The sequence below is a fragment of the Sphingomonas sp. Leaf357 genome (genome assembly GCF_001423845.1).
In the GTDB taxonomy this organism is placed as follows: Bacteria; Pseudomonadota; Alphaproteobacteria; order Sphingomonadales; family Sphingomonadaceae; genus Sphingomonas.
The window spans coordinates 2488811-2501536 of sequence record NZ_LMPM01000001.1; the positions used below are offsets into that span (position 1 = coordinate 2488811).

General features: G+C 65.2%; 11 protein-coding genes. 9 read left to right on the forward strand and 2 right to left on the reverse strand.

Going from position 1 to position 12726, the window contains the following annotated elements:
- Positions 1-151: 151 nt before the first annotated feature.
- Positions 152-1954 (reverse strand): cation:proton antiporter domain-containing protein, encoded by a 1803-nt coding sequence (locus tag ASG11_RS11685; RefSeq protein WP_055779284.1) that lies wholly within the window; start codon positions 1952-1954, stop codon positions 152-154.
- 39 nt (positions 1955-1993) lie between these two features.
- Between ASG11_RS11685 and ASG11_RS11690 the strand changes: the two genes are divergently transcribed.
- A complete protein-coding gene (locus tag ASG11_RS11690) occupies positions 1994-3202 on the forward strand; it encodes an FAD-dependent oxidoreductase (RefSeq protein ID WP_055779287.1) in 1209 nt (402 codons plus the stop codon).
- A gap of 3 nt (positions 3203-3205) precedes the next feature.
- Here ASG11_RS11690 and ASG11_RS11695 read toward each other — a convergent pair whose 3' ends face one another.
- On the reverse strand, positions 3206-4426 hold the full coding sequence (locus ASG11_RS11695) for an NADP-dependent isocitrate dehydrogenase (RefSeq protein WP_055780785.1): 1221 nt from the start codon (positions 4424-4426) through the stop codon (positions 3206-3208).
- A gap of 154 nt (positions 4427-4580) precedes the next feature.
- Here ASG11_RS11695 and ASG11_RS11700 point away from each other — a divergent pair, with 154 nt between their 5' ends.
- The 8 genes from ASG11_RS11700 to ASG11_RS11735 all read left to right on the forward strand — a co-directional run bounded on the left by ASG11_RS11700 (position 4581) and on the right by ASG11_RS11735 (position 12726).
- Complete coding sequence (locus ASG11_RS11700; protein WP_055779290.1) at positions 4581-5312, forward strand: phosphatidylserine decarboxylase; 732 nt, start codon at positions 4581-4583, stop codon at positions 5310-5312.
- Between the two features lie 10 nt (positions 5313-5322).
- Positions 5323-6132, forward strand: a complete 810-nt coding sequence (gene pssA, locus ASG11_RS11705; RefSeq protein WP_055779293.1) for a CDP-diacylglycerol--serine O-phosphatidyltransferase — start codon at positions 5323-5325, stop codon at positions 6130-6132.
- A 392-nt stretch (positions 6133-6524) separates the two neighbouring features.
- Complete coding sequence (gene rpsB / locus ASG11_RS11710; protein WP_055779296.1) at positions 6525-7415, forward strand: 30S ribosomal protein S2; 891 nt, start codon at positions 6525-6527, stop codon at positions 7413-7415.
- Between the two features lie 179 nt (positions 7416-7594).
- Positions 7595-8527: a translation elongation factor Ts gene (tsf, locus tag ASG11_RS11715; protein WP_055779299.1), complete on the forward strand. Its 933-nt coding sequence runs from the start codon at positions 7595-7597 to the stop codon at positions 8525-8527.
- Between the two features lie 253 nt (positions 8528-8780).
- Entirely contained in the window at positions 8781-10586 is a 1806-nt protein-coding gene (locus ASG11_RS11720; RefSeq protein ID WP_055779302.1) for a tetratricopeptide repeat-containing sulfotransferase family protein, read from the forward strand.
- A 159-nt stretch (positions 10587-10745) separates the two neighbouring features.
- Positions 10746-11414: a UMP kinase gene (gene pyrH / locus ASG11_RS11725; protein WP_055779305.1), complete on the forward strand. Its 669-nt coding sequence runs from the start codon at positions 10746-10748 to the stop codon at positions 11412-11414.
- Between the two features lie 2 nt (positions 11415-11416).
- A complete protein-coding gene (gene frr / locus ASG11_RS11730) occupies positions 11417-11974 on the forward strand; it encodes a ribosome recycling factor (protein ID WP_055779308.1) in 558 nt (185 codons plus the stop codon).
- A gap of 29 nt (positions 11975-12003) precedes the next feature.
- Entirely contained in the window at positions 12004-12726 is a 723-nt protein-coding gene (locus ASG11_RS11735) for an isoprenyl transferase (RefSeq protein ID WP_269083393.1), read from the forward strand.

Below are 12726 nucleotides of genomic sequence, written 5' to 3' on the forward strand. Positions count from 1 at the left end.
CGCTGCTTCAGAGCTGACGTCAGGTCAGCACCCCTCCCGCAATTTCCGCGCGAGGGTCTCCCCGATTGGGGCGAGATGCCCCGGAGTGCGTGACGTTGTGTGAACTTCGCCCCAATCTCGCCGCATTTCGCGACGCCGGAGGGGACGCCGGTCAGGCCACGTTCTCGCCCAGCGTGCTCGGCCCCGGCGTCTGGCGCCGCAGCCGCTTGAGTCGCGGATCGCGGTCCATTTCCGCCACAGCCCGGATTTCCTTGCGCAATTCGTCGCGCTTTTCGTGGATCGAGGCGATCACCGGGCCGACCGCGACGCCGAGATCGACCAGCACCGCCTCGGACAATTGCAGCGAACTTTCCAGCGTTTCGGGCACCGCGTCGGTCGCGCCGGCCTTGTAGAGTTGCGCGGCATGCGCCGTGTCGCGGGCGCGCGCCACGATCGTCAGGTCGGGCACCCAGCCGCGCACGCGCCGCGTCAGGTGCACCGACAATACCGGATCGTCCATCGTCAGGATCAGCGCCTTGGCCCGGCCGAGATTGAGCCGGTCGACCAGTTCGCTGCGCGCGACGTCGCCGAAGATCACCGGATAGCCTTCCAGCCGCGCCGCCGCGACCGCATCGATATCCGCCTCGACCGCGATGAACGGCTGGTTGTGGACCTTCAGCATGTCGGCGACCATCCGCCCGACCCGGCCGAAGCCGATCACCACCGTGCCGGGGCCTTCGGGCGGGATTTCCAGCGCACCGGCATCGTCCTTGGTGCGCAATTCGATACGCTTCGATACGCGCTTGCCGAGCAACGCGAGCAGCGGCGTGATCGTCAGGCCGATCGCGGTGACGGTCTGCCAGAAATTGGCGGTCGAGGGCTGGATCAGCTGCGCGGTCGATGCCGCGCCGAGCACGATCAGCGTGGTTTCGGACGGGCTGGCCATCAGCACGCCGGTTTCCGCCGCCACGCCGTTGCGGATGCCGGACAGCTTGAGCAGGCCGAACGTCACCGCCGTCTTCACCGCGACGACCCCGGCGATGGCGAGCAGCAGGCTGACCCAATTCTCCGCGATCAGCTCGAGGTTCAGGCTCATCCCCACCGTGATCAGGAACACGCCCAGCGCAAGCCCCTTGAACGGCGCGGTGATAACTTCGACCTCGCTATGATAATCGGTCTCCGCGATCAGCAGCCCGGCGAGCAGGGCGCCGACGATCGGGGACAGGCCGGCAGCGGTGGTGGCGAGGCTGGCGGCGATCACCACCAGAAGCGACGCGGCGAGGAACAGCTCCGGGCTCTTGGTGCGCGCGGCCTGCGCGAACAGCTTGGGCAGCAGCAACCGCCCGCCGACGAAGATGATCACGACGGTGATCACGCCGCGCCCGAGCACGCCGACGATGTTGGTCAGCCCGTCGCCCGCCGCATGCGGGGCCAGCGCGCCGAGCACGAAGATGATCGGAACGAGCGCCAGATCCTCGAACAGCAACATCGCGAACGACGATCGCCCGACCGCGCTGCTCGTTCCCGCGATCGGCAACACCAGGGCGGTCGAGGACAAGGCCAGCGCCATGCCGAGCGCCGCCGCGCCGACCGGCGCCTGGCCGACGAGGTACAGGCCGAGCCCGATCATCAGGCCCGATGTCAACAGCTTGCCCGCGCCGGTGCCGAACACCTGCCCGCGCATCGACCACAGGCGCTTGAGCGACAATTCCAGGCCGATCGAGAACAACAGCAGGATGATGCCGAATTCGGCGAACGGTTCGATCGAATGCGCGTTGGAGATGGTGAGATAATAGAGCCAGGGATATTCGTTGACCCACGCGCCGAGGCCGGACGGGCCGACCAGCAGGCCGACCAAGATGAAGCCGATGACCGGGCTGATCTTGAACCGCGCGAACGCCGGGATCACGATGCCGGCCGCGCCCAGAATCACCAGCGCGTCGCTGAAACCGCTATTGTCGAGTGGTGAAGCCATGGCGGGCATCTAACCGGGAATGGAAGGCGTTGTCAGCCCATGGTCGAGACGGAAGTGGCGATAATCGGCGGCGGACCGGCCGGAATGATGGCCGGTCTGCTGTTCGCCCGGGCCGGCGTGAAGACGCTGGTGCTGGAGAAGCATGCGGATTTCCTGCGGGATTTTCGCGGCGATACGGTGCACCCGTCGACGCTCAGGATCTTCCACGACCTTGGCCTGCTGAACGAGTTGCTCGCGCGGCCGCACCAGAAGGTCGAGCAGCTCGGGGCACGGATCGCCGGGCGCGATCTGACGATGGTCGATTTTCGCCACCTGCCGGTGCCGGCACCGTACATCGCGTTGATGCCGCAATGGGAATTCCTCGATTTCGTGGCCGAGGCGGCGGCGCGCTATCCGGCCTTCTCGCTGCGCAGGCGTTGCGAGGGGATGGATCTGATCGAGGATCGGGGCCGCGTCATCGGCGTGCGGACCGGGGACGGGGAGGAGGTGCGCGCCAGGCTGGTGATCGCCTGCGACGGGCGGGATTCGCGACATCGCGGCGGCTTGCCGGTCACCGATATCGGCGCGCCGATGGATGTCTTTTGGTTCCGCATCCCCAAGACCGAGCGGGCGACCAACGATTCGATGGGCGTGTTCGATACCGGACGGATCTTCGTACTGATCGATCGCGGCGACTATTGGCAATGCGCGTTCGTCTTTCCCAAGGGCGGTGCGGAAAAGGTGCGGGGCGAGGGGTTGGCCGCATTCGTCGATCGCGTCCGCGCCGTGGGTGCGGAAACCGCGCGGGTCGGCGAGAGCGTGACGCGTTGGGACGATGTGAAACTGCTGACCGTGACGGTCGACCGGCTCGCGCAATGGCATCGCCCGGGTCTGCTGGTGATCGGCGATGCGGCGCATGCGATGTCGCCGATCGGCGGCGTCGGCATCAATCTGGCGGTGCAGGATGCGGTGGCGACGGCGAACCTGCTCGCCGGGCCGATCGCGGCGGGGCGCGACCCCGATCCGCTGCTGCACAAGGTCCGCGATCGGCGGATCGGTGCGGTAAGGATCACTCAGGGTCTACAGAAGCTGGTGCAGAACCGGATTATCGCCCCGGTGCTGAGTGCGACCGAACCGATGGAACGGCCGCCCTTGGTGGCGCGGATGATTGACCGGGTCCCCCCGCTGCGCCGGATCCCGGCTCGCATCGTTGGGATGGGATTCCGGCCGGAACAGATCCGCTCGCCGGATGCCGGCGAGCGGACCTGAGCGTCAGGCGCGCGCGCCCATCGCGGTTTCGAGGTTGACGCGGACCTGTTCGAAGAACTGCTCCGTGGTCATCCAGGGCTGTTCCGGGCCGATCAGGATCGCGAGATCCTTGGTCATGTGGCCGTTCTCGACCGTCTGGACGCAGACGCGCTCCAGCAGTTCGGCGAACTCGGTCACTTCCGGCGTGCCGTCGAACTTGCCGCGATATTTCAGGCCACCGGTCCAGGCGAAGATCGAGGCGATCGGGTTGGTCGAAGTCGCCTTGCCCTGTTCGTGCATGCGGAAGTGGCGCGTGACGGTGCCGTGCGCGGCTTCGGCCTCGACGGTCTTGCCGTCCGGGGTCAGCAGCACCGACGTCATCAGGCCGAGCGAGCCGAAGCCCTGCGCGACCTGATCCGACTGCACGTCACCGTCGTAATTCTTGCACGCCCACACGAACTCGCCGTTCCACTTCAGCGCCGATGCGACCATGTCGTCGATCAGGCGATGTTCGTAGACGATGCCCGCTTCTTTGAACTTGTCCTTGAATTCGGCCTCGAAGACCTCGGCGAAGATGTCCTTGAAGCGGCCGTCATAGGCCTTCAGGATCGTGTTCTTGGTGCTGAGATAGACCGGCCATTTCAGGTTGAGGCCGTAATGCATCGAGGCGCGGGCGAAATCGCGGATCGAATCGTCGAGATTGTACATCGCCATCGCGACGCCGGCGCTCGGGAACTGAAACACCTCCTCGTCGATGATCGTGCCGTCATCGCCCTCGAACACCAGGCGCAGCTTGCCGGGGCCGGGCACCTTGTAATCGGTCGCGCGATACTGATCGCCGAACGCATGGCGGCCGACCACGATCGGGTGGGTCCAGCTCGGGATCAGGCGAGGGACGTTCTTGATCACGATCGGTTCGCGGAACACCACGCCGCCCAGGATGTTGCGGATCGTGCCGTTGGGCGACTTCCACATCTTCTTGAGGCCGAATTCCTCGACGCGCTGCTCGTCCGGGGTGATCGTCGCGCACTTCACGCCGACGCCGTATTTCTGGATCGCCTTGGCGCTGTCTACGGTGATCCTGTCGTCCGTCTCGTCGCGCTTCTGGATGCCGAGATCGAAATAGATCAGGTCGATATCGAGATAGGGGAGGATCAGGCGCTCGCGGATCCACTGCCAGATGATCCGCGTCATCTCGTCGCCGTCGATCTCCACGACAGGCGTCTTAACCTTGATCTTCGCCATGCTGCTCTTGTCCATTCTGGGGAGGTTTGACGATGCGTCTAGGAGCAAGGACCGTGTCGATCAACCTTTGGGATCAACCTTTGGCCGGCCGTCTGGACGGCGTGCCGCGCCGAGGAACGTTGTCAGCGTCCGCCGCGACCGATAGAACGCAGGCATGGCATCCCTAGACAATTCGCCGACCGGCAAGCCGCCGGTCAAATGGCGCTTCCCCGAAATGCATACGGAGGGGCGCAAATACGTGATGATCGCGCTGGCGATCACGCTGTTGTGCACCTGGCTGATCTCCAAGGTACTGTTCTGGCCGCTGCTCGGCGTGACGGCCTGGGTGGTCGTGTTCTTCCGCGATCCGGTGCGCGTGACGCCGCACGGCGACGATCTGATCGTCGCGCCGGCCGACGGGCTGATCACGATGATCGAGCGCGTGGCCGTCCCGCGCGAACTGGCCGGCGAGAATGGTCTGGGCGACGTACCTTTGGTGCGCGTGTCGATCTTCATGTCGGTGTTCGACGTGCACATCAACCGTACGCCGATCGCGGGAACGATCCGGCAGGTCGTCTATATCTCCGGCAAATTCCTCAATGCCGATCTCGACAAGGCATCGGACGAGAATGAGCGCCAGCACATCGTGGTCGAGGGCAAGGACGGGCGACGCGTGGGCTTCACGCAGATCGCCGGGCTGGTCGCGCGGCGCATCCTGGGGTTCGTCAAGCCGGGCGACATGGTCGCGACCGGGCAGCGTGTCGGGCTGATCCGCTTCGGCAGCCGCGTCGACGTATTCCTGCCCGACGACGTCGCGTGCCAAGTGTGCCTGGGCCAGCGCAGCGTTGCGGGCGAAACGGTGCTGGGCCGGGTCGGCGGCGGGGTGCCGAGTGGTATCTCGCAGTGATATTGGCACGATGAGGCGGCCGTTACCCCGGGTCCGGCGCGGGCTTCCGTTGCGCGCCGTGGCGCCGAATGCCGTCACCGCCCTGGCTTTGTGCTGTGGGCTGACCGGGATTCGTTTCGGTATTTCCGGCGATTTCGAGATCGCGGTCACGATGATCATGCTGGCGGGCGTGCTCGATGGGCTCGACGGGCGGATCGCCCGGATGCTGCACGGCGAGAGTCGCTTCGGTGCGGAACTCGATTCGCTCGCCGACGCGATTTCATTTGGCGTGTCTCCGGCACTGATCCTGTATCTGTGGTCGCTGAAGGATCTGCCGCGTATCGGTTGGCTTTGCGCCCTCGTTCTGGCGGTATTCTGCGCACTGAGGCTCGCGAGATTCAATGCTCAGATCGATCTGGAGGAGCAGCCGCACAAATCGGCCGGCTTCCTCACCGGGGTACCCGCCCCGGCTGGAGCTGCGCTGGCGATGCTACCATTGTTCTTCTGGGTCTGGACCGGCGAGCCGGTGTTTCGCTCGCCCTATCTCGTCGCGCCCTGGGTCGCTCTGATGGCGACATTGATGATATCGAGCGTTGCGACGTTTTCCTGGGGATCGCTCAAGTTGCGGCGTAATATCCGGTTCGAGGCACTGGCAGTGGTGGTCCTGCTCGGTGCCGCGGTCATCTCCGCGCCCTGGCACACCGTGTCCGCGTTATGCGTCGTTTATATTCTGTCGATTCCGTTCAGCATCGCCAGCTATGCGCGCATCAAGCGGCTGCGCGGTGCGCCGGCCGGGGTTGCGGTGCCAGGCGGACCCGCGGGGCAGGGCGTCGATCCCTGAGCACGAGTTGCGGCATCGTCGCGACATCTTTGCCCGAGAACAAGGCGATGATTCGCGGCATCGCCGGCGCGAGCGTATGACCGATTACCGTCAGCGATACTGCCAGTGCGATTCCGAAAACCAAGAAAACCACGATCGTCATCATTGCCCAACTCCCTGCATGTGGGCCAGAGTTCGGAAACGCTAACACCTCATGGTGCATTCGGTTCCTTGTCCGCCTTACGGACCCCGTATGTTCCACTCCTGTTCCACATGTCAACGCTTGATTTGCACCGGAAGGTCGTCTAGGGACCGCGCCTTCACACCGCATGGGAAGCATACATAGCCGGTGTCCGGGGCTTCGCCCGATGGATCACTCGCTTCCCAGAGGAACAACCGGAAAGGAACTACCTATGGCGGCACCTGTCGTCTCGATGCAGCAATTGCTCGAAACTGGCGCGCACTTCGGACACCAGACGCACCGCTGGAACCCGAAGATGAAGCCCTACATCTTTGGCGACCGTAACGGCGTCCACATCCTCGATCTGTCGCAGACCGTCCCGCTGTTCGCCCGCGCGCTCGAATTCGTCGCCGCCTCGACCGCCGCTGGCGGCAAGGTGCTGTTCGTCGGCACGAAGCGCCAGGCGCAGGATCCGGTTGCGGATGCCGCCCGTCGTTCGGGCCAGCACTTCGTCAACCATCGCTGGCTGGGCGGCATGCTCACCAACTGGAAGACGATCAGCAACTCGATCAAGCGCCTCAAGACGCTCGAAGAGCAGCTGTCCGGCGACACGCACGGCCTGACCAAGAAGGAAGTCCTGCAGCTGACGCGCGAGAAGGACAAGCTGGAGCTTTCGCTCGGCGGCATCCGCGACATGGGCGGAATTCCGGACGTGATGTTCGTGATCGACGCCAACAAGGAAGAGCTGGCGATCAAGGAAGCCAACACGCTGGGTATTCCGGTCGTTGCGATCCTCGATTCGAACGTCTCGCCCGACGGCATCGCTTTCCCGGTTCCGGCGAACGACGACGCGAGCCGTGCTATCCGCCTGTATTGCGAAGCGATCGCCATCGCCGCGACGCGTGGCGGCCAGCAGGAGCAGGCCCGTCGCGTCGACGTGGGTTCGCTCGAGCAGCCCCCGGTCGAGGAAGCGCTGACGGTTGCCCCGGTCGAGGCTTCGCCTTCGGTTGCGGCCGATACGTCGGTGACCGAGGCGGATTTCGCCGCTGCCGATCCGGAAACCCCGGCGGCTTCGACCGAGCCGGAAACGGCGGTCGAAGGCGAGCGCCAGATCGACGCGTAAACGTCACGGAGCGTGACTATATAAGTCACTCTCTCACCGTTCGTGCCGGGCTTGTCGAAGCATCGTTCTTCCTTTTCCAACCGGAAAAAGACGGACGGCCCTTTGACAGGCTCGGGGCGAACGGTTTGGTTTTGAAAGGCCCCGCAGAGCAAAGGGGCCGCAATGGAAGGATTAGAGACATGGCCGAGATCACGGCAGCAGCGGTGAAGGATCTGCGCGAAAAGAGCGGCGCGGGCATGATGGATTGCAAGAAGGCGCTGACCGAAACCGGTGGCGACATGACGGCGGCGATCGATTGGCTGCGCGCCAAGGGCCTCGCTTCGGCAGCCAAGAAGTCCAGCCGCACCGCGGCCGAGGGCCTGGTCGGCGTCGAGGTGTCGGGCACCAAGGGTGCGGCGGTCGAGGTGAATTCCGAGACCGATTTCGTCGCCAAGAATGCGCAGTTCCAGACGTTCGTTCGTGACGTGACCTCGGTCGCGCTCGAACTGGGCGATTCGATCGAGACGATCAAGGCGACCTCGCTGGGCGAGAAGACCGTCGAGGAAACGCTGACCAACAACATCGCGACGATCGGCGAGAACCAGAACATCCGCCGCGCCAAGCGCCTGGAAGTGACGTCGGGCGCGGTCGTGCCCTATGTCCACAACGCCGCTGCACCGGGCCTGGGCAAGATCGGCGTGCTCGTCGCACTTGAGAGCGAAGCGGGCGCGGACGTGCTCGAGCCGCTCGGCAAGCAGATCGCGATGCACATCGCGGCCGCTTTCCCGCTGGCGCTGAACGAGGAAGACCTGGATCCGGAAGTGATCGAGCGCGAGCGCGCGATCGCCACCGAAAAGGCCGCCGAGAGCGGCAAGCCTGCCGACATCGTCGCCAAGATGGTCGAAGGCGGCATTGCCAAGTATCGCAAGGAGAATGCGCTGGTCAGCCAGCTGCTGGTGATGGACGGCAAGACCAAGATCTCCGACGTCGTCGCCAATGCGGCGAAGGCAGCGGGCAAGCCGATCAAGCTGGTCGACTATGTCCGCTTCCAGCTCGGCGAGGGCATCGAGAAGGAAGCCTCCGATTTCGCGGCTGAAGTCGCCGCCGCTTCGGGTGTCAAGCAGCCGGCCTGAGCCGCTGCCACTTGATCGAAACGGAAGGGCCGCGTCGCGAGACGCGGCCCTTTTTGATTCGAGCCAGCCGTTTGAATTGAACGAACAAGGGATGGTTCGAACAAAGTCGTATAGTCCTGAGCCTGTCGAAAGACGTGTTCGAGGCATGAGCCTCGACAAGCTCGGCACGAACGGATTGGAAATGGGGTCAAACTGAAACGGACCCTCCGCCGAGCGTGATTGACACCACATCGCGGCCGGGCTTGATCGCGCGATGACCCAACCCGATCCCGCCGCCGCTTTCCAAACCGAGATCACCAGGGCGCAGGCGCATGTCGATGCACAGCATTGGCGCGAGGCGATCGACGCGCTGGAGCGCGCCTTGCGCCTTCGGCCCGACGCGGACGGTGCCTGGCGTGCGCTCGGTGACGCCAGGCGGGCGGCCGGCGACGGGGCGGGGGCCTCGTTCGCGCACGATCGCGCCGCGAGCCTGTCGATCTCCCGGCCGCCGCTCGGCGACGCGCTGGTCGCGATCGACGGCAACCGGCTGGCGACGGCGGAACAGATCGTGCGTGAACGGTTGCGCACCGCGCCGACCGACGTCGCCGCGATCGCGGTGTTGGCGGACATCGCCGCCCGGGCCGGACGTTTCGCGGATGCGGTGCGGTTCCTGAATCACGCGCTGGAGATCGCGCCAGATCACGAGCGGGCGCGCGGCCAGCTTGCGCGGGTCCGATACGGGAGCCGCGATCTTCCCGAGGCCCTGGCGGAGTTCGATCGGCTGCTGCTGCTGAACCCGAAACATCACGGCTATCGCAACCTGCGTGCCGCGACGCTGGATCTGCTCGGCGATTATCCGGGCGCGGTCTCGGCGTATAACGACATGCTCGCCGATGATGCGGCCCAGCCGCTGGTGTGGATGACGCTCGGCAACGTCCTAAAGACGATCGGCGACGTCCCTGCCGCCATCGCCGCGTTTCGACGCAGTCTGGAATTGGCACCGGAAACCGGGGAAAGCTGGTGGGGCCTGGCCAATTTGAAGTCGTTCGCGTTCGACGAGGCCGATATCGCCGCGATGCAGGCGGAACTGGCGCGCCCGGCGCTGAGCGACGTCAACCGCATCTGCCTGGAATTCGCTCTGGGCAAGGCTCTGGAAGATCACGGCCGGTATCCCGATTCCTTTGCCCATTACAGCGCCGGCAACCGGCTGCAGCAGGCTCACGCCCCGCACGATCCCGAACATCTGTCGACCTTCGCCCGGCGCTGCGAGGCTCTTTTCACGCCGGATTTCTTCACCGCGCGCGTCGGCAGCGGCGATCCCGCGCCCGACCCGATCTTCGTCCTGGGCATGCCGCGTTCGGGCTCGACTTTGGTCGAACAGATCCTCGCCAGCCATCCAGCGATCGAGGGCACGATGGAATTGCCCGAACTTCCACGCATCGTCCGCCTGTTGGGGGGTATCGGCGATCCGGCGACGATGCCCTATCCCGACAGCATCGCCAAGCTTTCCGCCGCGCAACTCGCCGGGCTGGGCGCGGAATATCTGCATCGCGCGGCGCGCTGGCGAAACACGGATCGGCCGTTCTTCATCGACAAATTACCGATGAACTTCATGTCGGTCGGGCTGATCCGCCTGATCCTGCCCAACGCGAAGATCGTCGATGTGCGCCGTCATCCGCTCGGTTGCGGTTTTTCGGTGTTCAAGCAATATTTCCCGACCGGGCAGAGCTTTGCCACGTCGATCGAGCATGTCGGGCGCTTCTATGCCGATTACGTGCGGCTGATGCGATCGTGGGATGCGCGGTTGCCCGGTTTCGTCCATCGGGTGATGTACGAAGACCTCATCGCCGATGCCGAGACTGAAGTGCGGCGGCTGCTCGATTTTCTTGGGCTCCCGTTCGATCCGGCCTGCCTCGAATTCCACGCCAGCACCCGCGCCGTCCGCACGCCGAGCGCGGAACAGGTGCGGCAGCCGATCTACACAGAAGCCGTCGATCATTGGCGTCACTACGAGGCGTGGCTGGGTCCGATGAAGGATGCGCTCGGCGACGTCCTCACGCGCTATCCCGAGGTGCCGTAGCAGCCGGCCCGAAAGCGACGACGCCATAGCGCCTTCCCGCTTCCAATCCCGCGCCTGCCCAACTAAGGTCCGCGCCGCCCCCCGACAGCAGCCTATTGGAATCCCGTGACAGTCCCTTCGTACAAACGCATCCTGCTCAAATTGTCGGGTGAAGTCCTGATGGGAGAGGGTGGTCTGGCGATCGATCCGGCCGTGACGGCGCGCGTCGCCCAGGAGATCGCCGATGCCAAGAACCAGGGATTCGAGCTTTGCGTCGTGGTCGGCGGCGGCAACATCTTCCGCGGCATGGCCGGCGCGGCGCGCGGCATGGACCGGGCGACCGGCGACTATATGGGCATGCTCGCCACCGTCATGAACGCGCTCGCCGTGCAGAACGCGCTCGAGCAGATCAATGTCGAGACGCGCGTGCAATCCGCGATCCCGATGGCCAGCGTGTGCGAGCCGTTCATCCGCCGCCGCGCGATGCGGCATCTCGAAAAGGGCCGGGTGGTGATCTTCGCCGCCGGCACCGGCAGCCCGTTCTTCACCACCGACAGCGGTGCCGCGCTGCGCGCCGCCGAGATGAAGTGCGACGCTCTGTTCAAGGGCACGTCGGTGGACGGGGTGTACGACGCCGATCCCAAGACCGTTCCGACCGCCAAGCGTTACGATACCGTGAGTTACGACACCGTGCTTGCAGACAATCTCAAGGTGATGGACGCCAGCGCCATCGCCCTGTGCCGCGACAACGACATTCCGATCGTCGTGTTCAACATCCGCGATCACGGCAATCTCGCCGCGGTGCTGGCGGGTGAGGGCATTTCGACGACCGTTAAGAAGGAGGGCTGAACATGGCCGCATACGATAAAGCCGATCTCGAACGCCGCATGGCCGGTAGCGTCGAGGCGTTGAAGAGCGATCTGGTGGGGCTGCGCACAGGGCGTGCCTCCACCTCGCTGCTCGATCCCGTGACGGTCGAGGTGTACGGCGCGCACATGCCGCTTAACCAGCTCGCGACCGTGTCCGTGCCCGAGCCGCGCATGCTATCGGTTCAGGTGTGGGACAAGATGAACGTCGGCCCGGTCGACAAGGCGATCCGTTCGGCCGGCCTCGGCCTCAACCCGATCGTCGACGGCACGACGCTGCGCCTGCCGATCCCGGACCTGACCGAGGAACGCCGCAAGGAACTGGCCAAGCTGGCCGGCAAATATGCCGAGGACGCCCGCATCGCCGCACGCAACGTGCGCCGCGACGGCATGGATTCGCTGAAGACCGACGAAAAGAAGGGCCTGTTCGGCGAGGACGATCGCAAGAAGCTCGAGACCGAGGTCCAGAAGCTCACCGACAAGACGATCGCCGATATCGATGCGGCGGCGTCGGCCAAGGAAAAGGAAATCCTGGGCAAGTGAGCCCGGCGCCGGCCAGGATTCCCGCCGCGGTGGGTGAGGCGTCGGGCGGACCGTCGCATTTGCCGCGCCATGTCGCCATCATCATGGACGGCAACGGGCGCTGGGCGAAAAAGCGTTTCCTGCCGCGGCTCGCCGGACACAAGGCCGGGGTCGAGGCGGTGCGCAAGGTGACGCGGGCCGCGCGCGCGCTCGGGATCGAGGCGCTGACGCTCTACGCCTTCTCCTCCGAGAATTGGCGGCGGCCGGAGGAAGAGGTCAGCGACCTGATGGGGTTGCTGCGCATCTTCATCCGCAGCGATCTGGACGAACTGGCGCGCGAGAACGTGCGGCTGCGCGTGATCGGCGATTACCGCCGCTTCTTGCCCGATCTGGTCAAGCTGGTCGACGATGCGATCGCGCGCACCGCGAGCAATGACGGGCCGATCCTGGCGATCGCGCTCAATTACGGCGCGCAGGCGGAGATCGCCGCCGCCGCGCGCGCGCTGGCGGCCAAGGTCGCGGCGGGCGACCTCGCCGCCGATGCGATCGACGAGGCCGCGATCGAGCGCGAACTCGACACGCACGATCTGCCGCCGCTCGATCTGATGATCCGCACGTCGGGCGAAATCCGGTTGTCGAATTTCCTGCTGTGGCAGGCGGCCTATGCCGAGTTGCTGTTCGTCGACACGCTCTGGCCCGATTTCGACGGCGCCGCGCTCGAACAGGCAGTGGCGACGTTCGGCCAGCGTCAACGGCGCTTCGGCGGCCTGTGA

Coding starts and splice junctions, on each gene's coding strand:
- ASG11_RS11685 (WP_055779284.1), bottom strand. CDS start 1,954: ATGGCTTCACCACTCGACAATAGCGGTTTCAGCGACGCGCTGGTGATT.
- ASG11_RS11690 (WP_055779287.1), top strand. CDS start 1,994: ATGGTCGAGACGGAAGTGGCGATAATCGGCGGCGGACCGGCCGGAATG.
- ASG11_RS11695 (WP_055780785.1), bottom strand. CDS start 4,426: ATGGCGAAGATCAAGGTTAAGACGCCTGTCGTGGAGATCGACGGCGAC.
- ASG11_RS11700 (WP_055779290.1), top strand. CDS start 4,581: ATGGCATCCCTAGACAATTCGCCGACCGGCAAGCCGCCGGTCAAATGG.
- pssA (WP_055779293.1), top strand. CDS start 5,323: ATGAGGCGGCCGTTACCCCGGGTCCGGCGCGGGCTTCCGTTGCGCGCC.
- rpsB (WP_055779296.1), top strand. CDS start 6,525: ATGGCGGCACCTGTCGTCTCGATGCAGCAATTGCTCGAAACTGGCGCG.
- tsf (WP_055779299.1), top strand. CDS start 7,595: ATGGCCGAGATCACGGCAGCAGCGGTGAAGGATCTGCGCGAAAAGAGC.
- ASG11_RS11720 (WP_055779302.1), top strand. CDS start 8,781: ATGACCCAACCCGATCCCGCCGCCGCTTTCCAAACCGAGATCACCAGG.
- pyrH (WP_055779305.1), top strand. CDS start 10,746: ATGGGAGAGGGTGGTCTGGCGATCGATCCGGCCGTGACGGCGCGCGTC.
- frr (WP_055779308.1), top strand. CDS start 11,417: ATGGCCGCATACGATAAAGCCGATCTCGAACGCCGCATGGCCGGTAGC.